The organism is Duganella sp. Dugasp78 (genome assembly GCF_059491455.1).
Genome location: NZ_CP168506.1, coordinates 4296902 through 4315314, shown reverse-complemented (window position 1 = coordinate 4315314; position 18413 = coordinate 4296902). Strand labels below are relative to the sequence as shown.

The following is an 18413-nucleotide window of genomic DNA, read 5'->3' as shown; positions in this document are numbered from 1 at the left end:
ACAACAGTAAAAATACTGGGGTGCGCGTGCGCGCGCGGTTTTGATCTACTATTTTTGTGCGGCCGGCGCACCCACTAACGACAACGGAGACACATCATGGCATTCAACATCAAGCGATTGATGGGGCAGGCGTTCGTCTGTTCGATCCTGCTGGCGGCGGCCTGCCTGGCGCAAGCGGTGACGGCCGGACCCGGCACGTGGAGCTCGCAGCAGACCTGGGCCGCCGACAGCGTCAACGGCGGCAATCTCACCGGCTTTTTCTACTGGCCCGCATCGCAGCCCACGCTGGGCGGCAAGCGCGCGCTGGTGCTGGTGCTGCACGGCTGCCTGCAGACGGCCGGCGGCGACGTGATCGACAGCGGCGGCGACGGCGGCTTCAACTGGAAGGCGATGGCCGATCAATACGGCGCCGTGATCCTCGCGCCCAACGCCACCGGCAATGTCTACAACAACCATTGCTGGGACTACGCCAACACCACCCACACCCGCAGCGCCACCGGCCACGACGCCATCCTGCTCGACCTGGTCAGCCGCTTCGTCAACGACCCGCAATACGCCATCGATCCCAAGCAGGTGTATGTGACGGGCCTGTCGTCAGGCGGCGGCGAGACGATGGTGCTGGGCTGCCTGGCGCCGGACATCTTCGCCGGCGTCGGCATCAACGCCGGGCCGCCGCCGGGCACCACCACCGCGCAGATCGGCGCCGTTCCCTCCGGTTATACCGCCACCACGGCAGGCAACCAATGCAAGGCGATGGCGGGCGCCAACGCCGGCGCCTTCGCCACGCAGATCGCCGGCGCCATCTGGGGTACTTCCGATTTCACGGTGGCGCAAGCCTATGGGCCGATCGACACGGCCGGCATGCGTCTGGCCTACGGCGGCAGCTACAGCAAGGGCGCAGCGGTCGCGGTGGCGGGCGGCGGCAGCAACGTGCCCTACACCGACAGCAACGGCAAGCTGCGCACGCACGAGATCACGGTGAGCGGCATGGGCCACGCGTGGCCGGCCGGCAGCGGCGGCCAGAACACCAATTTCGTCGACAGCACCAAGGTCAACTACCCGGCCTTCGTCATGGATTTCTGGTTCAAGAATAATCTGCGCGCTGCGTCGGCGCCGGGGCCGGTGATGACTTCCTGCGGCACCACAGTGGTCAGCGGCAGCGGCGTCACCGTCAGCGGCGCGGCCACGGCCAGCGGCGGCGTGGCCAGCTACGCGGTGCAGCTGAACGGCCCGACCGCGATCAACGACACGGCGGCCGGCAGCGGCGCCAGTTTCAGCAAGAGCTACAACGTCGCCAGCGGTTACTACACGGGCAGCGTGACCGCCACCGACACGCAGGGCCAGGTCTCGACCGCCTGTCCGCTCGCGCAATTCCTGGTCGGCAGCGCGCCGGTGCTGCCGCCGCCGACCGGCTTGAGCGCGGGGACGCCAACCTCCAGCGCCGTGGCGCTGAGCTGGAACGCGGTCAGCGGTGCCACCGGCTACAACGTGTATCGCAACGGTGCCAAGTTGACCGCGTCGCCATTGACCGCCACCAGCTACACCGCCGGCGGGCTGGCGGCCAGCACCAGCTACAGCTTCGCGGTGTCGGCGGTTGGCGCGGCGGGCGAGAGTGCGCTGTCGACGGCGATCAACGTCACCACGGCGCCGGCGTGGAGCTGCGCCAGCACCAGCGCCAGCAACTACGCCCATGTCCAGGCGGGACGCGCGCACGACAGCGGCGGCTACGCGCTGGCCAATGGCTCCAATCAGAACATGGGGCTGGACAATCTGTTCTACACCAGCGTGCTGGCGCAGACGGCGGCCGGCTACTACGTTATCGGCAACTGCCCTTGAACGTAAACATCGGCCATCACAGCGCCAGCGTGATGGCCTCGCTGCCGGCGGCCGGAACGACGGAGCACAGCAGCACCTGGCCTGCGGCGACTTCGGCGCCGCACACGCGCGTGTATTCGACGGCACCGGACAGCAGCCCGGCCGCGCAGGCGCCGCACTGGCCTGAGCGGCAGCCCGATTCAGCCGGCACGCCCTTGGTTTCGGCCAGCTCCAGCAGGCTGCCCTTGCCATCCCACAGCGCCGACATGCCCGACTGCGCGAACAGCACCGGCACCGGCGCGGCCGGCGGGCCGGCAGGCGTGGCCGGTGCTGGTGCCGTGTCACGCCGCACGCTGGCCGGACCGAAGGCTTCGAAGCGGATGCGCGCGTCGGCCACGTTCAGGCCGCGCAAGCCGTCGTACATCTGCTGCATGAACGCCGCCGGACCGCACAGGTAGAAATCGTAATCGTCGAACGGCAGCTGCGTCTTCAGCCAATCCAGGTCGATGCGGCCGGCGCTGGACTGCCAGTTGGCGATGTCGCTGGCTTCGCCCTCGCCGCCGCTGTAGCGTATGTGGACATTGAGGTTGCGGTGCCCGGCAGCCAGCGTTTGCAGATGGGCGGCAAACGCATGCTGGTCGCGATTGCGCGCGCCATGGAAGAAATGGATGGGATGCCGGTGCCGCGTGCGGTTGCCGTTCACCAGCAAGCCGTTCAGCATGGCGATCATCGGCGTGATGCCGATGCCGGCCGACAGCAGCACCGCCGGCCGCCGCGTGCCCCGCTCGAAAGTGAAGTCGCCGCCTGGCCCAAGTAGCTCGATGCGCGCGCCGCGCGCCAGGTGGTCGTGCAGCCAGCCCGATACGGCGCCGTCGCGCTTGACGCTGATGCGGTAGCCGCGGCCGTTCGGCGCATCGGACAAGGTGTAGCTGCGGATGCGCGATGCACCATCCGCCTCCACGCGCAGCGAGATGAACTGGCCCGACACATGCGCGGCGACGCCCATGCCGTCTGCCGGCTCCAGGTGGAACGACTGCACCGTGGCGCTCTCCCGCACCACGTCGGTGACGGTGTACGGCCGCCACGCACTGGTCAGCGCGGCCGCTTGCTGCACGCGGTCTGCCTCCTCCCACACACCGGTGCGCGCCACTTGCGCGGCCGGCTTGGGCGCGCTCCAGCGGAACGGCAGCGCATCCACGTTGCGCACCACTTCGCGCACGTGCAGCCGCAGCAGCTGTTCGGCGCCGGTGAAGGCGCGCAGTTGCGGGCCTTCCCAGATGATCTCCGCTTCCACCGCCACGTGCAGCATGTCGCCGCGTTCGAAGTCGATGAACAGCAATCCCGCGCGCGGATAGGCGAGCAGATTACCCATCGTGTTGAAGAAGAAGTTACCGACGAATTCAGGCGAGGTCAGTGTGAGATCGTCGTCCACCCGCACGAAGCCGGGCCGCCCGCCGCGGTGCGAGACATCGACGCCCCGTCCCGCCTCGGTCTCCAGATTGGCGCTGGCGATGAAGAAGGTGTCGGCACGGCCAATCAACTCGCGGTCCTGCGCGCTCAGCGCGGCGGCCCGCAACACCAGCGGCACAGCCGCCGCCGGCACGGGCGTCTGCTCCCGGTCCTGGATGTACTGCGGACAGTTGCCGAAGCTCTGCGTCACCGCCACCCGCATGCCGTCCTGGTCGAGCGCCGCGATCACGCCGTTGACGCGGTTGCGCCGCCGCGTGTGCGGCACCAGTCCCAGCCCGCCGATGTGGGCGCCCTCGCGCAGCTGGCCCTGCAGCGGATCGCCGGCCAGCATGCCGCCGGCGATGTGCAGCGTGCGCGCATCCGGCGTCGAGACAAAGCCCGCATCGTTGACCAGCATGGTGGCCCACGGCCGCCCCGCGCCATCCAGCGCGCCGATGAAGAACAGCGGCAGCTCGCCGAAAAACTGGCGGTGCTGGTCCGGCATGTAGTCGCGCACGCCGGCCGCGCCGACGCCCGCCATCTGCTCGCGCACACCCACCCGCTGCTGGATGGCCAATTCGCCCGCATGGAATGGTGTGGCGCTCATGATGGTCTCCGTTCAGATGGTTTCGGGTGCGAGGCCGCATGCCGTCGCGGTCATGGGCACAAAGCCGGGCAAGGCGCGGACGTTGGTCAGCCAGGCGCGGATGTTCGGATACGGCTTGAGCGACACGCCGCCTTCGGGCGCATGCTCAATGTAGGTGAAGGCGGCGACGTCGGCGATGCTGGGCTGCTCGCCCAGCGCGAAGCGGCGGCCGGCCAGCTCCACTTCCATCGCGTCGAACAGCCGCACCGCGATGCTCTTGGCGCGCTCATGATCGAACGGCAGCCCGAACGCCACCACCAGCCGCGCCACGCACGGGCCGTAAGCGATCTTGCCGGAGGCGTTGGACAGCCAGCGCTGCACCGTGGCCGCGGCCAGCGGATCGCGCGGCAGCCAGCGGCCGCTGTCGTCGTATTTCAAGGCCAGGTAGACCAGGATCGCGGTCGAATCGGGCAGCGTCACGTCGCCGTCTTCCAGTACCGGTATTTCGCCGAAGGGGCTGCGCGCCAGATGCTCGGGCGTGCGGTTCTCGCCCGCCCGCATGTCGAGCTGGACAAATTCGTACGGCAGGTTCAACAGGCTGAGGAACAGGCGCGCGCGGTGGGTGTGGCCGGAAAGGGGGGAGCCGTATAGCTTCATGATGGATGTCCTGTAACGATGTATGGTCAGGCCAGTATATTCAGCCGCAATCGTGCTGATAAGCTGGACAAAACAGGAATCTCAGTTCACCCTAGGTGAACAATCATCATTTCCACCCGCCATGGCCGATTTAAGCACCATCAACCTGAACCGCCTGATCACCTTCGTTGCCGTGGTCGACGCCGGCTCGCTGACGGCCGCCGCCGAGCGCCTTGGGCTGGCCAAGTCCATGGTCAGCAAGCATGTGCAGTTGCTGGAGGCGGAAGTGGGCGTCGGCCTGCTGCTGCGCTCGACCCGCAAATTGTCGCTGACCGAGGCTGGGCGCGACTTCTACGAGGCCAGCCGCCAGCTGTTGCAACAGGCCGAGCAAGCCATCGAGCAGGCCCGCAGCGGCCGCGCGATCCCGCAGGGCACGCTGCGGGTGGCCGCGCCGATCGACTACGGGGTGATGGTGGTGGCGCCGGTGCTGTCGCAGCTGCGGCTGCGCTATCCGGCGCTGAAGGTGGAGCTGGTGTGCGGCGACAGCCTGATCGACCTGATCGCCGAGGGCATCGATGTGACGGTGCGGCTGGGCAAGCTGGCCGATTCGGGCTATATGGCGGCGCGCGTCGGCCGCATGGTGCGGCTGCTGGTGGCCAGCCCGGAGTTCGTGGCGCGGCACGGCATGCCGGACCATCCGCAGGCGCTGGCGTCGCTGCCCTATATTTCGCTGACGGTGCTGCGGCAGCCCAACACCTTCACGCTGGAGGACGGCGCCGGCCGGCATAGCGAAGTGCGGATGCGCAATATCGTCTTTTCGACCAACACCGCCCCCGCCTGCCGCGCCGCCGCGCTAGCCGGCGACGGCGTGCTGCGCGCGACCTGGTTTTCGGTGCGGGAGGACTTGGCCGCCGGCCGCCTGGTGCGGCTGCTGCCGGACTGGTCGCTGCCGGAGGGCGACATCCACGCGGTGTTCCCGGCCACGCCGCACCTGCCCCAAAAGGTGCGCGTGTTTATCGATGCGCTGAAGGCGGCGGCCGGCGACTAGCGCTGCGGAGACGGCGGCGCTTCAGCAGCGCCACCGCTACAGCTGCAGCCACCGCCGCGAAACCCAACCAGAGCCAGGTCGCGATCACCGACGCCGGTTTGCGCTCGCTTGGCGCCGTGGCGTCCTTGAATGCGGCCGGCAGCAAACGGGACGCCACCGGCACGATCTTCCAGTCCGCGTGGTTGGCCGGCGCGCGCTGCTGATACTCGTGCAGCGACAACACCGGGGCGCTGCCGTAGGCGCGCGACGACGGAAACTGCGGTATGCGCACGAACATCAGCGCTTCCAGGTCCCGGCTCAGTTGCGCCTCCAGCGTGCCGCCAGCGGCCCTGCCCTGCGCGGCCAGACGCGTGAGCAGGTCGGCGGCGACGGTATTGAAGGCGGCGAACGGCAGCAACTCGGTGCGCTCGGTCTTGAGGTAGTCGTAGGCGCTCTGGCCGCTGGCCAGGCTGACCTCTTTCAACGCCATGTACGGCAAGGCCAGCGCCGCCTTTACGGGACTCTCGCCGCCCAGGCGCGGGATGTCCCAGCCCAGCGTGCGCAGGGTTTCGACGTTGATGCCGGCGCAGTTGGTGCTGGCGTGGCGGTAGTGGAAGTCCTGCCGGTAGAAGTGGTTGAACACGCGGCTGATCGCCTCCTGGTACAAGGCCGGCGCGCGCGCGTCCTTGAGCACCGCCACCAGCATGTAGGACGGGCGGTACCAGGCCTGGCCGCTGTTGAGGTCCGCCAGGTAGGCGTCCATCGGCAGGATCGAGGCAACGATGCCTTTCTCGCTGACCGAGGCCAGGCTGTAGAAATTATTCACCAGCCAGTTGTCCCACTCGCCCGCCGGCCCGAAGCGGCCGGTGGCGACCGCAAAGTGGCCGCCGTAGGATTCATCGTCATCGCCCTGCGCGCCGTTGAGCATGAAGGCCAGTACCGGCTTGCCGGCCAGCGGCATGGGCTGGCGGCCGCCGTCGCGGCGCCACAGCGTCCGGCTGGCGTAGGCGGCGGTGGCGCCACCGTGCTGCGCGCGGACCAGGCTTTCGATGCTCTCGCCGCCGGCCAGCGGCTGGCTGGGCGCGGCCGCAACGAGCGCGTAGCGCTTGGGCCACAAGGTGCGGATCACGAAACGTTCTTCATTCAGCACGCCACGGGCCTTGACGTCGCCGCTGGCAAAATACGCCAGACTGCCGCGGTCCACGTAGGATCGGTTGGAGGACAGCCTGGGCGTGAACTCGACGGCCAGCGAGGCGCCGCCGTCGCGCCGTATCAGGCGCGCGTCCGGTGCCAGGCGGCCCTCTGCCACGTGGGGCGAGCCGATCCACACCAGCGGCGGCGCCTGGTCGCGCGGCCGGCCGCCGGCGTCGGTCAGCCAGGCCTTGACGTCGTCCTGCGCCCGCAGCCGCGGCGCATAGCCGGCCGGATCGGCCTTTGCCACGGCGATCATGTCGTCGTTGAAGTACCACAGCGCCTGCTCGCTCGCCACGCAGTCGTGGCAGCGGCCGGTCGTCAGCTTGAAACGTTCGCTGGGATACAGGCCCAGCAGGCCGGGCGCCAGCGCGTCGCGCAGGCTGGCGTCGGCGGCCAGCGCCGCTTGCCGCGGCAGGACGACGCCGATCAGGGCCGCCACGGCCAGGATGCCGCTTGGTTTGAACGGACTGTGCCGCATACTGTCCTCCGCTGAGTGATGGCGAAGGTGCAGTGTAAGTCGGCCGATACCGCTGCTTGTTGCGCTCCGTTAATCTTCCTGCGCTAGCGCCGCGCCGACACCACGATGCCGCCGACGATCAACGCGAACGCGGCCACGTGGTAGCCGTGCGGCGCCTCGCCCAGGAAGGCGGCCGACAGCACGGCGGTGAACAGAGGCGTGAGGTTGACGAAGAAGGCGCCGACCGACGGCCCCGCCGCCTGCACGCCCGCGCCCCAGCAGCGGAAGGCGATCACGCCCGGCCCGGCCGCCACATAGGCCAGCGCGGCTGCCAGGGTCCAGCTCCATTGCACCGGCGCCGCGCCCAGCGCCTGCTCGCCCAGCGCAAAGCCGCCCGACCACAGCACGCCGAACGCCACCTGCGCCAGCAGGAAGCCGGCCCAGTCGGCGCGCAGCGCGGCCGGCTCGCGGGCGCGCGTCAGCAGCCAGCTGTACAACGACCAGGCGATGGTGGCCAGTATCATGAACAAATCGCCCGCCACCAGCCGCAAGGCCAGCAGATGCTCCCACTGGCCGCGCGCCAGCACCAGCAGCACGCCGCCGATCGACAGCACGGCGCCGGCCACCTGGAGCCGGCCGACCGGCACGCCGAAGAACAGCCAGCCGGTCAACATCATCCACACCGGCATGCCGGAGGCCACCAGGGTGACGTTGATCGGGGTCGAGGTTTGCAGCGCCATGTACTGCAAGGTGTTGTACAGGCCGATGCCGAGCAGGCCCAGCAGAGCGTATTGCTTCCAGTAGCGCCACATGCCGGCGTCGCGCCGGAACACCGGCCCGGCCAGCGGCAGCAGGATGGCGCCGGCCAGCGCCCAGCGCAGGAAATTGAGCAGCACCGGCGGTAGTTGGTCGTGCACCAGCCGGCCGACGATGGAATTGCCGGCCCACAGCAGCGGCGGCAGGGTCAGCAGGAAAATGGTGCGGGGCGTCAGGCGGGTGCTCATGGGTAGTGATTTTCGTGGTAATGATGCAATATTGCCGCCTGAGCTTAGCCGATTCTGCCGTTTCTCGCTGGCGGCTAGCAATAGCATTGGCGTCCGGCCGCTGCGGCGCGGTAAAATACCTGTTGCTGATCCACCCACTTGAAAAATATGAAACTCTCCAAACAACATTCGATGTACGAATCCGAGCACACCCTGTTCATCAAGGCGCTGAAGGAAAAGAATCCGGGCATGGAAGCTGGCCAGCAACAGGGCCGCGCCTTGCTGTGGGATCGTCCGCCGGTGTCGCTCGATGAGCAGGAGCGCCAGCTGAAATCGGCGATCAAGCAACAAGCCTACGTTTATCAGAACAAAGTCTAAGCACCGGGGCGGCAAGGATGTTGCCAGACGATACGGCTGAAGCGCAGCAGGCCGCTGCCGAGGACGGCATCGCCGAGGCGACGGCACTGCCGTCGGCGCAGCTGTCGCCGGAGATCCCGGGCGAGTTGGCCGATGCGGCCGGGGCGGCCGGCGACGCAGCCGCCCAGGCCGCGGCCGTGACCACCGAAGTGGCCGCCCTCGCCCGCCTGTACGGCGAGCCGCTGCTCAAGCTGCCCAACGACCTGTACATCCCGCCCGACGCGCTGGAGATCTTCCTCGACGCCTTCGAAGGCCCGCTGGACTTGCTGCTCTACCTGATCCGCAAGCAAAACTTCAACATCCTCGACATCCCGATGGCGCAGCTGACGCTGCAATACCTGAAATATGTCGACCAGATCCGCCTGTCCAACCTGGAGCTGGCCGCCGAGTACCTCTTGATGGCGGCCATGCTCATCGAGATCAAGTCGCGCATGCTGCTGCCGCAGCGCCAGTCCGAGCTCGACATCGAGAGCGACGACCCGCGCGCCGAGCTGGTGCGCCGCCTGCTGGAATACGAGCAGATCAAGCTGGCCGCCTACGACCTGAACGCGATCCCGCAGCTGGACCGCGATTTCGTGCGCACCCAGATCTTCATCGAGCAGAGCCTGGTGCCGGCCTGGCCGGACGTCGAAGCCATCGATCTGCAGCAAGCCTGGCTGGACGTGATGAAGCGCGCCAAGCTGACCCAGCACCACAAGATCAGCCGCGAGGAACTGTCGGTGCGCGAGCACATGACAGCCATCCTGCGCCGCCTGCAATCGAGCCGCTTCGTCGAGTTCGCCGACCTGTTCGACATCGCCGGCGGCGTGCCGGTGGTGGTGGTGAACTTCGTCGCGCTGCTGGAGCTGGCCAAGGAAACCCTGATCGACATTACCCAGGCCGAGCCGTTCGCGCCCATCTACGTGCGGCTGGCGTACTCGCCGGCCTGAGCCCCCTATTCCCATTACGTCCAGAGCGACCACGACATGAAAATCGTCACCTCCATAGAAGAACTGCGCGACCAACTCAGCGGCCAACTGCGCACCGCTTTCGTCCCGACCATGGGCAACCTGCACGAGGGCCACCTGTCCCTGATGCGCCTGGCGCGCAAGCACGGCGACCCGGTGGTGGCATCGATCTTCGTCAACCGCCTGCAGTTCGGCCCGAACGAGGACTTCGACAAATACCCGCGCACCTTCCAGGCCGACGTCGAGAAGCTGGAGAAGGAAGGCGTGTACGTGCTGTTCGCGCCGACCGAGAAGGACCTGTACCCGGAGCCGCAGGAATTCCGCGTGCGCCCGCCGGACGACCTGGGCAACACGCTGGAGGGCGAGTTCCGTCCCGGCTTCTTCACCGGCGTCACCACCGTGGTGCTCAAGCTGTTCTCCTGCGTGCAGCCGCGCGTGGCGGTGTTCGGCAAGAAGGATTACCAGCAGCTGATGATCGTGCGTAACATGAGCCGCCAGTTCGCGCTGCCGACCGAGATCATCGCGGCCGAGACCTACCGCGCCGATGACGGCCTGGCGCTGTCGTCGCGCAATATGTACCTGTCGCCGGCCGAGCGCGCCGAAGCACCGGCCCTGTACCAGAGCCTGAACTCGGTGGCGGCCGAAGTGCGCGCCGGTCATCTGGACGTGTTCCAGCTGGAGCACAAGGCGATGGACGACCTGGCCCAGCGCGGCTGGAAGCCGGATTACATCTCGATCCGCAAGCGCATCGACCTGCAACCGCCAAGCGCCGGCGACCTGGCGCAAGGCACGCCGCTGGTGGTGCTGGCGGCCGCCAAGCTGGGCTCGACGCGCCTGATCGACAATCTGGAAATTTAAGGTTTAGGCGGCGCCGCGGGCGGCGCCGGCAACACGGTGATGCCCTGCGGCGGGACCTGGATGATCATGGCCGGCGCCGCGGCGGCGGCCGGCTGCGCCTTGGGAATGGCGTTGTTCAGCACGAAGGTCATGATGGTGACCACAATGGTGATCGCCGCGACCAGCACGCCGACCATCCATTTGACCGACTGCGACGTGGCACGCTCGAAAGCGCTGTCGATTTTCGCCTCCAGCGCGGCGCGCATCTCCACCATCATCGCGACGACGGCTTCGAGCTTGGCGTCGGTGGCTTCGAACCTGGCATCGAACTTGGCGTGGGTGGCAGCGAGCCCGGCGTCAATCTTGGCGTTGGTGGCGGCGAACCCGGCGTCAATCTTGGCGTTGGTGGCGTCGATCCTGGCGTTGGTGGCGCTCAGCCCGGCGTCGAGCTTGGCGTCGAACGATGACACCTTGGCGTCGATATAGTCTTTGTCGGAATTGGCGTTCATGCGCCGATAATCCGCCTCGCCACCGGCCCTGTCAACGCCCGCACGGGCGCCGCTTGCGACGGATCAGGCGGCCACGTTCTGCGCCCAGGCCAGCGCCGACAGATGGGCCTTGTTCACGTCTTCCGGGCTCAGCTTGAGGGACGCGGCCAGCGAGGCCACCAGGTCGGAATTGAGTTCGCAGGCCTCGGCCAGCGCCAGATACGGCCCGTATTTGCCGCTGCGCGTCAGCAGCGCGGCCACCACGTCGTCGGACAGCTGGATGTTGGTCAGCACCTCTTCCATGCTGATGCCCAGCAGCCGGTCCAGCAGCGAGAACATGCCCGCCACGAAGACGTTTTCCGCCTCGCTCTTGCCCAGCGCCGCCAGCGCCAGAAGCTCGGCCAGGCGGCCGCGCACCACCGCCGTCTCCAGCAGCACCGGCGAATAGCCCGAGGTGCTGGCCGTCGCCAGCAGCAAGGTCAGCCAGCGGTACAGCGGCGTGTAGCCCAGCAAGGTCAGCGCCTGCTTGAGCGACTGGATCTCGCGCCCGGCGCCGAAGCCGGCCGAGTTGATGAAGCGCAGCAGCTTGTACGACAGCGTGGCGTCGCGCTTGAGCACGGCCTCCAGCTGCGGCAGGTCGGCGTTCTGGCGCACCATCTGCATCAGCTGCATGATGATGGTCTGGGCCGGGTTCATGCCCTTGCTGTCGCTACTGGGGCGCGGCGTCAGATGCAGCTTGCCGACGAAGGCGTTCAGGCCCAGCGCGGCGCAGGCGTCGAAGTCGGCCCAGTTGTTGACCGGCCGCGCCACCATCGCCACGGTCGACTGCTTCAACGCCGCGTAGGCGCGCGCCTGGCTGCCGACGTCGGCGCCGGAAAAGCGCACTTCCACATACGAGGCGATGGTCGGCAGGCGGGCGCCGATGCGGGCCAGGTCGGCTTCGCGCAGCAACACGCCCACATTGCCGGCGCGCAGGGCTTGCACGGCGGCCAGGGTGTCGGGGCGGGCCAGTTCGGAGGTTTTGATCGAGAGGACGGTGCGTTCCGGCGGCAGCTGGTGCAGCGCGTCGGTCGACAGCATGGCCGGCACCGCTTCGAGGAAGAGTATCTTGTCGCGCAACAACCAGTTGTCGTCGCCATCGACCATCTGGCCGGCGACGAAGGCCACCAGCGCCTCCAGCTCGGCCGGCGTGGACGGCGTGGACGGCGCCGCGCCCTGCCGCTGCCAGCAGATTTCATACCCAACCACACGCTGCTTGGGATCGAGCAGCGGTTCACGAACGAGGAAATTGGTTTGATGCATGATGCTCGTGTCGGAATAGGCCCGCGGCGAACGGGCCGGTACAGATCAGAAGCCCAGACTATCCAGCAAGTCGTCCACCTGCTCCTGGTCAGCCACCACGTTCTCGCGGGTCGGATCGATTTGCGGTCCGTTCAGCAAGCCGTTGTCGATTTCCTTCTTCATCTGTTCGGGCGCAAAGTCGATCAGCATCTGCACCAGCTGCTTTTCGAGGTTCTGCGCGATCGAGGTGACCTTTTTGATCACCTGCCCGGTCAGGTCCTGGAAGTCCTGCGCCATCATGATGTCCATCAGATGCGCCTTGGTCTGCGAGGTCCCGGCCGATGCGCCGTCAAGCGCGGCGACGGTTTGCTGCGCCAGGGCGCGCCACTGCTCGTCCGAGGCGCCGGCCGCCAGCAGGCCGTTCCACGAGGCGCTCAGCTGTTTGGCGTCGCCGGCGATCTGGTCCTGCAGGGGACTGGCGGCGTCGGTAGCGTTTAACACTTTCTGTGCCGCGTCCTCGCTCAGGCGCGCCACATAATCAAGGCGATCGCGGGCGTCCGGGATGTCCGACGCCGCTTTTTCGATCAATTTATCCAGGCCCAGGCCGCGCAGGCTTTCATGCAGGGCGCGCGTCATGTGACCTATACGCGACAGAAACTCCTCATTCGGCTCCACCGCAGCCGCGATGGCGCCGCTTTGTTGCTCAACCATCATCAAGCTCCGAGCTTCTCGAAGATCTTGTTCAGCTTTTCATCCAGCGTTGCAGCGGTGAAGGGCTTGACCACGTAGCCATTGGCGCCGGCCTGGGCCGCCGCGATGATGTTTTCCTTCTTGGCTTCGGCGGTCACCATCAACACCGGCAATTTGGCCAGCGCGGGATCGGCACGGATGTTTTGCAACATGGTCAGGCCGTCCATGTTCGGCATGTTCCAGTCGGACACGACGAAGTCGAACGATTCGGCACGCAGCTTTGCCAGCGCCATCACGCCGTCCTCGGCCTCGTCGACATTGGCATAACCCAGTTCTTTTAACAGATTCCGGACAATGCGGCGCATCGTCGAAAAATCGTCAACGACTAAAAATTTCATCTTTGGATCAGCCATGAATTACTCCGTTGTTTCTCTACGCGGTGGTTGTTAATAATATCTACGTGCCAGCAAGTTGTAGGATAGCATTTTCGTTGCTTTAAGGCGAACAAAGTAGCAGTAAAACGTCACACTTGACGATTTAAAGCGCATTTGCCCCCGTCATACCCGCAATGCGCGCATGCCGTGGGCCGCCAGGTAGCCCAGCACCATGCCGGGCAGCGCCTGCAGGGCTCCCACCTCGTGGGCGGCGCCGACCGCGATCGCCTCGCGCGGCATGCCGAACACCACGCAGCTGGCCTCGTCCTGGGCGAAATTATACGCCCCGGCTCCCTTCATCTCCAGCATGCCGGCCGCGCCGTCCTTGCCCATGCCGGTCAGGATCACGCCGACCGCGTTCTTGCCCGCGCACTGGGCCGCAGAACGGAACAGCACGTCGACCGACGGCCGATGGCGGTTGACCGGCTCGGCCTGGTCGATCCGGGTCATGTAGTTGGCGCCGCTGCGGGTCAGGTACAGGTGCGAGTGGCCGGGCGCGATGTAGGCGTGGCCGGGCAGCACCCGCTCGTTGCCGGCCGCTTCCTGCACCGAGATCTTGCACAGCGAATCGAGGCGCTTGGCGAACGAGCGCGTAAAGCCCTCCGGCATGTGCTGGGTGATCAGGATGCCGGGACAGTCGGACGGCATCTGCATCAGGAATTCGCGGATCGCCTCGGTGCCGCCGGTGGAGGCGCCGATGATGATCAGCTTTTCCGACGAGGTCAGCGGATTGCGCAGCTGCGGCAGGGGGGCCTGGCCCTCGGCCCCGGCCTGCGGCAGGGTGCGGGCGCGCACCCGCGCCTTGGAGGCGGCGCGGATCTTGTCGGTGATCAGCTCGGTGTACTCGCGCATGCCGGCCTGGATCGAGATCTTCGGCTTGGTGACGAAGTCGACCGCGCCCAGCTCCAGCGCGCGCATGGTGATCTCCGAGCCGCGCTCGGTCAGCGAGGACACCATCACCACCGGCATCGGCCGCAGCCGCATCAGTTTTTCCAGGAAGTCGAGGCCGTCCATCTTCGGCATCTCGACGTCCAGCGTCAGCACGTCGGGGTTGGTTTGCTTGATCAGCTCGCGCGCGACCAGCGGATCGGGGGCCGCGCCCACCACTTCCATGTCGGGCTGGCTGTTGATGATCTCGCTCATCACGCTGCGGATCAGCGCGGAGTCGTCGACGATCAGGACTTTGATCTTCATAAAATACTACTTTCCGGGCAAAAGGCCCTGACTACACTATCAATATCAAAACAGGTCGATCTCGCCGCCCACCGGCGCCACCTTGAGGCGGCTGGCGTATTCGATCTCGCGCCTGGCCAGGGTGTCGTTATGGGTCTGCATCAGTTTCTTGACCAGCACCTTGCCGCTGCGCGGGAAGAAATAGACCTTGCGCGGGTGGACGTCGTTCAAGTCCTCGGCCACCACGCGGATTTTCTCGACCTTGAGGAAGTTGAGCACAAAGGCGGCGTTGCGTTCGCCGACGTTGATGGCGGTGAAACCCTTGAGCACGGCGCCACCGCCAAACACCTTGGCCTCCATGTTCTCGCGCTTGGCGCCGGCCTTGAGCAGATCGTTGATCAGGATTTCCATCGCATAGGTGCCGTAGCGGGCCGAGGCCGACACCGGGCTGTTGGTGTCGCTGCCGCCGTCGGGCAGCATGAAGTGGTTCATGCCGCCCAGGCCGGTGACGCGGTCGCGGATGCAGGCCGACACGCAGGAGCCGAGCACGGTCACGATCAGCATGTCCTTGTTGGTGAAGTAGTACTCCCCCGGCAGGATCTTGGCGGCTTCGCAGTCGAACGTTCTATCGAAATATACGTTCGTGGCAAATTGTTCGAGGTCCATGTTTTACTCTCATGTGCGTTGCGTTGCCTTGAGGGCAGCGCCACGGTGTTGTTCGTCCAGCTCATACACCGTCTTGCCGCGTAGTTTGAGCGACTCCGACACGTAGAGGAAATTCTCGGAATGGCCCGCGAACAACAGGGCGTCCGGTTTCATCAGCGGGACAAAGCGGGACAGGATTTTACGCTGTGTAGCCTTGTCAAAGTAAATCATGACGTTGCGGCAAAAGATCACGTCGAACTGCCCGCTCAGCGGCCAGCTGTCTGCCAGCAGGTTGAGCGGCTTGAAGGTGATCATATTGCGCAGCTCGGGGCGCACGCGCGCCATGCCCTCGCGGTCGCCCTTGCCTTTCAGGAAAAAGCGGCGCGAGCGTTCGGGCGACATCTTGTCCAGCCGGTCCATCGAGTAGACGCCGTTGGCGGCGGTGGCCAGCACATTGGTGTCGATGTCGGTGGCGATGATGTGGCAGTTGGGCGTGAGCGTGTTGAACGCTTCGCACACGGTCATGGCGATCGAGTACGGTTCTTCGCCGGTCGAGCTGGCCGAGCACCAGATAGTGATCGGTTCGCGCTTGTGCTTGATGTGTTCGGCCAGCAGCGGGAAATGGTGCGCTTCGCGGAAGAACGAGGTCAGGTTGGTGGTCAACGCGTTGGTGAACGACTCCCATTCCTCGCCCAGGCGGCCGGCCTCCAGGTCGTCCAGGTACTTGCCGAACGAGCCGATGCCGGTGGCGCGCAAACGCCGCGCCAGGCGGCTGTACACCATCTCTTGCTTGCTGTCGGCCAGCGAAATGCCGGCCCGCTTGTAGATCAGGCCACGGACGCGTTCGAAGTCCTTGGCGTTGAAATCAAACTCTTTGACGGTGTCTCTGGTTTGCGGCATATGTTAAAACCTCTTATCTGTAAAACTAACAATGCCCACGCCGCCGTCATTCCCGCGCAGGCGGGAATCCATACTCAGTATGGGTTCCCGCCTGCGCGGGAACGACGGGGTATTGCTTAAAACTCTTCCCACTCGTCGCCGGCTGCCGGCGCGGCGCTGGCCAGCTTCTTGGGCGCGGCCGGCTTGGCCGCCGCCACCGCCGGGCGCGCGGCCGGGCGGGTGCTCACCACCGGCGCCGGACGGGGCGCCGGCGCGGCCACATGGGCGGCCGGACGGCGCGCGTCGTCCTGGTTCAGCTTGAAGATGCTGACCGCCTGCGCCAGCATCTCGGCCTGTTCCTGCATGCTCTCGGCCGCCGCGGCAGCCTCCTCCACCAGCGCGGCATTCTGCTGGGTCATCTCGTCCATCTGGGTGATGGCCTGGTTGACTTCCTCGATGCCGTTGCTCTGTTCCTGGGTGGCGGCGGTGATCTCGCCCATGATGTCGGCCACCTGGCGGATCGAGGTGACAATCAGGTCCATGGTCTGGCCGGCCTCGTCGACCAGCTTGCTGCCGGCGTCGACCTTGTTGACCGAGTCGCCGATCAGTTCCTTGATTTCCTTGGCGGCGCCGGCCGAGCGCTGCGCCAGGTTGCGCACCTCGGAGGCCACCACCGCGAAGCCGCGGCCCTGCTCGCCCGCGCGGGCCGCTTCGACCGCCGCGTTCAGCGCCAGGATGTTGGTCTGGAAGGCGATGCCGTCGATCACGCCGATGATGTCGACGATCTTGCTGGAGCTGGCCTTGATCGAGCCCATGGTCTCGACCACCTGCGACACCACGGTGCCGCCCTTCTCCGCCACCGACGAGGCGGTCACGGCCAGCTGGTTGGCCTGGCGGGCGTTGTCGGCGTTCTGCTTGACGGTGGAGGTCAGCTCTTCCATCGACGACGCGGTCTGTTCCAGCGAGCTGGCCTGCGACTCGGTGCGCGCCGACAGGTCGGCGTTGCCGGAGGCGATTTCCTGCGAGGCCGTCGAGATCAGCTCGGTGCCGTTGCGCACGTCGCCGACGGTCTTGGCCAGGCTGTCGTTCATGTCCTTCAGTGCCTGCAGCAGTTCGCTGGTCTCGTCCTTGCCTTCGACGTAGACTTGCGAGGTCAGCTCGCCGGCCGCCACCTTCTGCGCCACCCCGACCGCGCCCGACAGCGGCACCGTGATCGAGCGCGTGATGACCATGGCGCACACCACGCCCAGGGCCACGGCCACCGCGCCCAGCAGGAACAACATCATCATCAGGTTGCGGTCGGCGGTGACGGAACCGTCCATCACCTCCTTGGCGTTGGCGTGCTGCATGTCGACCAGCTTGTTAATCAGGGTCAGGGTCTGCTGGTTGAGCGGATCGATGCGGCCGGAAATGACCTTGGCCGCGCCCTCGCTGTTAAACGCCAGCACCTGGCCGATGGCTTCCTTGAAGGCCTTGTCGACGTCGGCGTCCAGCGCGGCGATGTCGGCCAGCACCTTCTTCTCGGCGTCGTTCAGGCCCAGCGCCTTCAGGTCGGCCAGCGCCTTGTCGTAGCGGGCGCGCTGGTCCTTGACCTTCTGCTCTTCCTTCTGCATCAGGCTGACGTCGGACTGCAGGCCGATGTTGCGCATCGCGATGCCGGTCTCGAGCATCGAACTCTTCATCGCGCCGGCCTGCAGGTCCTTGGCGGTGGACAGCGACAAGCCCTGGTTCAGCTTGTTCTTGTTACTGTAGTTGAGGTAGTTGGTCATCAGGACCATCGCCACCAGGATCGCCAGAATACTGCCGAAGCCGATGCGCAGCCGTGCGCCAATTTTGAAGTCGCGTAAATTCATGTTGTTTTCTCCCCTATGCTGTCTGTTCTTTCGTCCGCCGGGAACTGCCTGCGGACCCCGTTATTGTGTGGGTACTCTGGCGCGCTCTCTCCCGGGCGCTGCCGTGCTGCCATTCCGGGGGCGTGGCTCAGGCCGCCAGCTGCTCCATCAAGCCCATCTCGGCGCTCGACATCAGCTTGTCGATGTTCACCAGGATCAGCATACGCTCATCAATGGTGCCCAGTCCAATCATGTAGTCGGAGCTGAAGGCGGTGCCCATTTCCGGCGCCGGCTTGACCTGCTCGGGCGTGAGCGTGGTCACGTCCGACACCGAGTCCACCACCATGCCGACGATGCGGCCGCTGATGTTGAGGATGATGACCACGGTGAACTGGTCGTACACGGGCGAGCCCAGGTTGAACTTGATGCGCATGTCCACCACCGGGATGATGATGCCGCGCAGGTTGATGACGCCCTTGATGAACTCGGGCGCGTTGGCGATCCGGGTCACCGTTTCGTAACCGCGGATTTCCTGCACCTTGAGGATGTCGATGCCGTATTCCTCCGACCCCAGCGTGAACGCCAGGTATTCGTGGCCGGCGATCTCGTTGGCCCCGGTGGTTAGTACGTCTGCCATGATGGT

18 protein-coding genes are annotated in these 18413 nt (G+C 66.2%); 5 read left to right on the top strand and 13 right to left on the bottom strand.

The features are described from left to right. The first annotated feature begins 120 nt into the window (after positions 1-120). Positions 121-1836: an extracellular catalytic domain type 1 short-chain-length polyhydroxyalkanoate depolymerase gene (locus tag ACEN9O_RS19175; protein ID WP_495618504.1), complete on the top strand. Its 1716-nt coding sequence runs from the start codon at positions 121-123 to the stop codon at positions 1834-1836. Positions 1837-1852: 16 nt separating this feature from the next. Here ACEN9O_RS19175 and ACEN9O_RS19170 read toward each other — a convergent pair whose 3' ends face one another. Both ACEN9O_RS19170 and ACEN9O_RS19165 read right to left on the bottom strand, forming a co-directional pair. Then, a complete protein-coding gene (locus tag ACEN9O_RS19170; protein ID WP_495613426.1) occupies positions 1853-3871 on the bottom strand; it encodes a 2Fe-2S iron-sulfur cluster-binding protein in 2019 nt (672 codons plus the stop codon). A gap of 12 nt (positions 3872-3883) precedes the next feature. After that, positions 3884-4507: a glutathione S-transferase family protein gene (locus ACEN9O_RS19165; protein WP_495613425.1), complete on the bottom strand. Its 624-nt coding sequence runs from the start codon at positions 4505-4507 to the stop codon at positions 3884-3886. Positions 4508-4628: 121 nt separating this feature from the next. Here ACEN9O_RS19165 and ACEN9O_RS19160 point away from each other — a divergent pair, with 121 nt between their 5' ends. Next, a complete protein-coding gene (locus ACEN9O_RS19160; protein WP_495613424.1) occupies positions 4629-5534 on the top strand; it encodes a LysR family transcriptional regulator in 906 nt (301 codons plus the stop codon). On the opposite strand, the gene ACEN9O_RS19155 is transcribed toward ACEN9O_RS19160, so the two are convergent. Together ACEN9O_RS19155 and ACEN9O_RS19150 are read right to left on the bottom strand one after the other, a co-directional pair. Next, positions 5500-7185, bottom strand: coding sequence for a hypothetical protein (locus tag ACEN9O_RS19155; RefSeq protein ID WP_495613423.1), 1686 nt, complete (start codon positions 7183-7185; stop codon positions 5500-5502). The two genes, ACEN9O_RS19160 and ACEN9O_RS19155, sit on opposite strands and share 35 nt — an antisense overlap. An 83-nt stretch (positions 7186-7268) precedes the next feature. Next, the gene (locus ACEN9O_RS19150) at positions 7269-8168 is read right to left on the bottom strand and encodes a DMT family transporter (RefSeq protein ID WP_495613422.1); all 900 of its coding nucleotides are present in this window, start codon (positions 8166-8168) and stop codon (positions 7269-7271) included. Positions 8169-8315: 147 nt separating this feature from the next. On the opposite strand from ACEN9O_RS19150, the gene ACEN9O_RS19145 reads away from it, so the two are divergent. From ACEN9O_RS19145 to panC, 3 genes are read left to right on the top strand one after another with little or no spacing between them, the layout of a single operon-like run. Continuing rightward, positions 8316-8525 carry a DUF3460 family protein gene (locus ACEN9O_RS19145; RefSeq protein WP_008450053.1) on the top strand — a complete coding sequence of 70 codons (210 nt, stop codon included), beginning with the start codon at positions 8316-8318 and terminating at the stop codon, positions 8523-8525. Positions 8526-8542: 17 nt separating this feature from the next. Beyond that, the gene (locus ACEN9O_RS19140) at positions 8543-9493 is read left to right on the top strand and encodes a segregation and condensation protein A (protein ID WP_495613421.1); all 951 of its coding nucleotides are present in this window, start codon (positions 8543-8545) and stop codon (positions 9491-9493) included. A 36-nt stretch (positions 9494-9529) separates the two neighbouring features. Further along, entirely contained in the window at positions 9530-10369 is an 840-nt protein-coding gene (panC, locus tag ACEN9O_RS19135) for a pantoate--beta-alanine ligase (RefSeq protein ID WP_495613420.1), read from the top strand. Here the strand turns inward: panC and ACEN9O_RS19130 are convergent. The 9 genes from ACEN9O_RS19130 to ACEN9O_RS19090 all read right to left on the bottom strand — a co-directional run bounded on the left by ACEN9O_RS19130 (position 10366) and on the right by ACEN9O_RS19090 (position 18407). Next, positions 10366-10857: a hypothetical protein gene (locus ACEN9O_RS19130; RefSeq protein WP_495613419.1), complete on the bottom strand. Its 492-nt coding sequence runs from the start codon at positions 10855-10857 to the stop codon at positions 10366-10368. The genes panC and ACEN9O_RS19130 overlap by 4 nt on opposite strands. A 63-nt stretch (positions 10858-10920) precedes the next feature. Then, the gene (locus tag ACEN9O_RS19125; RefSeq protein ID WP_495613418.1) at positions 10921-12138 is read right to left on the bottom strand and encodes an EAL and HDOD domain-containing protein; all 1218 of its coding nucleotides are present in this window, start codon (positions 12136-12138) and stop codon (positions 10921-10923) included. Positions 12139-12183: 45 nt separating this feature from the next. After that, positions 12184-12831 (bottom strand): protein phosphatase CheZ, encoded by a 648-nt coding sequence (gene cheZ, locus ACEN9O_RS19120; RefSeq protein ID WP_445228865.1) that lies wholly within the window; start codon positions 12829-12831, stop codon positions 12184-12186. Beyond that, positions 12831-13220, bottom strand: coding sequence for a chemotaxis response regulator CheY (cheY, locus tag ACEN9O_RS19115; protein WP_008450066.1), 390 nt, complete (start codon positions 13218-13220; stop codon positions 12831-12833). The genes cheZ and cheY overlap by 1 nt, the downstream gene beginning before the upstream one ends. A 144-nt stretch (positions 13221-13364) precedes the next feature. Next, positions 13365-14435 carry a protein-glutamate methylesterase/protein-glutamine glutaminase gene (locus ACEN9O_RS19110; RefSeq protein WP_495613417.1) on the bottom strand — a complete coding sequence of 357 codons (1071 nt, stop codon included), beginning with the start codon at positions 14433-14435 and terminating at the stop codon, positions 13365-13367. A gap of 45 nt (positions 14436-14480) precedes the next feature. Further along, positions 14481-15080: a chemoreceptor glutamine deamidase CheD gene (cheD, locus tag ACEN9O_RS19105; protein WP_495613416.1), complete on the bottom strand. Its 600-nt coding sequence runs from the start codon at positions 15078-15080 to the stop codon at positions 14481-14483. Between the two features lie 9 nt (positions 15081-15089). After that, positions 15090-15959 (bottom strand): CheR family methyltransferase, encoded by an 870-nt coding sequence (locus ACEN9O_RS19100; protein WP_495613415.1) that lies wholly within the window; start codon positions 15957-15959, stop codon positions 15090-15092. A 116-nt stretch (positions 15960-16075) separates the two neighbouring features. Continuing rightward, a complete protein-coding gene (locus ACEN9O_RS19095; protein ID WP_495613414.1) occupies positions 16076-17791 on the bottom strand; it encodes a methyl-accepting chemotaxis protein in 1716 nt (571 codons plus the stop codon). A 127-nt stretch (positions 17792-17918) separates the two neighbouring features. Then, positions 17919-18407, bottom strand: a complete 489-nt coding sequence (locus ACEN9O_RS19090; RefSeq protein WP_152841856.1) for a chemotaxis protein CheW — start codon at positions 18405-18407, stop codon at positions 17919-17921. Between the last annotated feature and the right edge of the window lie 6 nt (positions 18408-18413).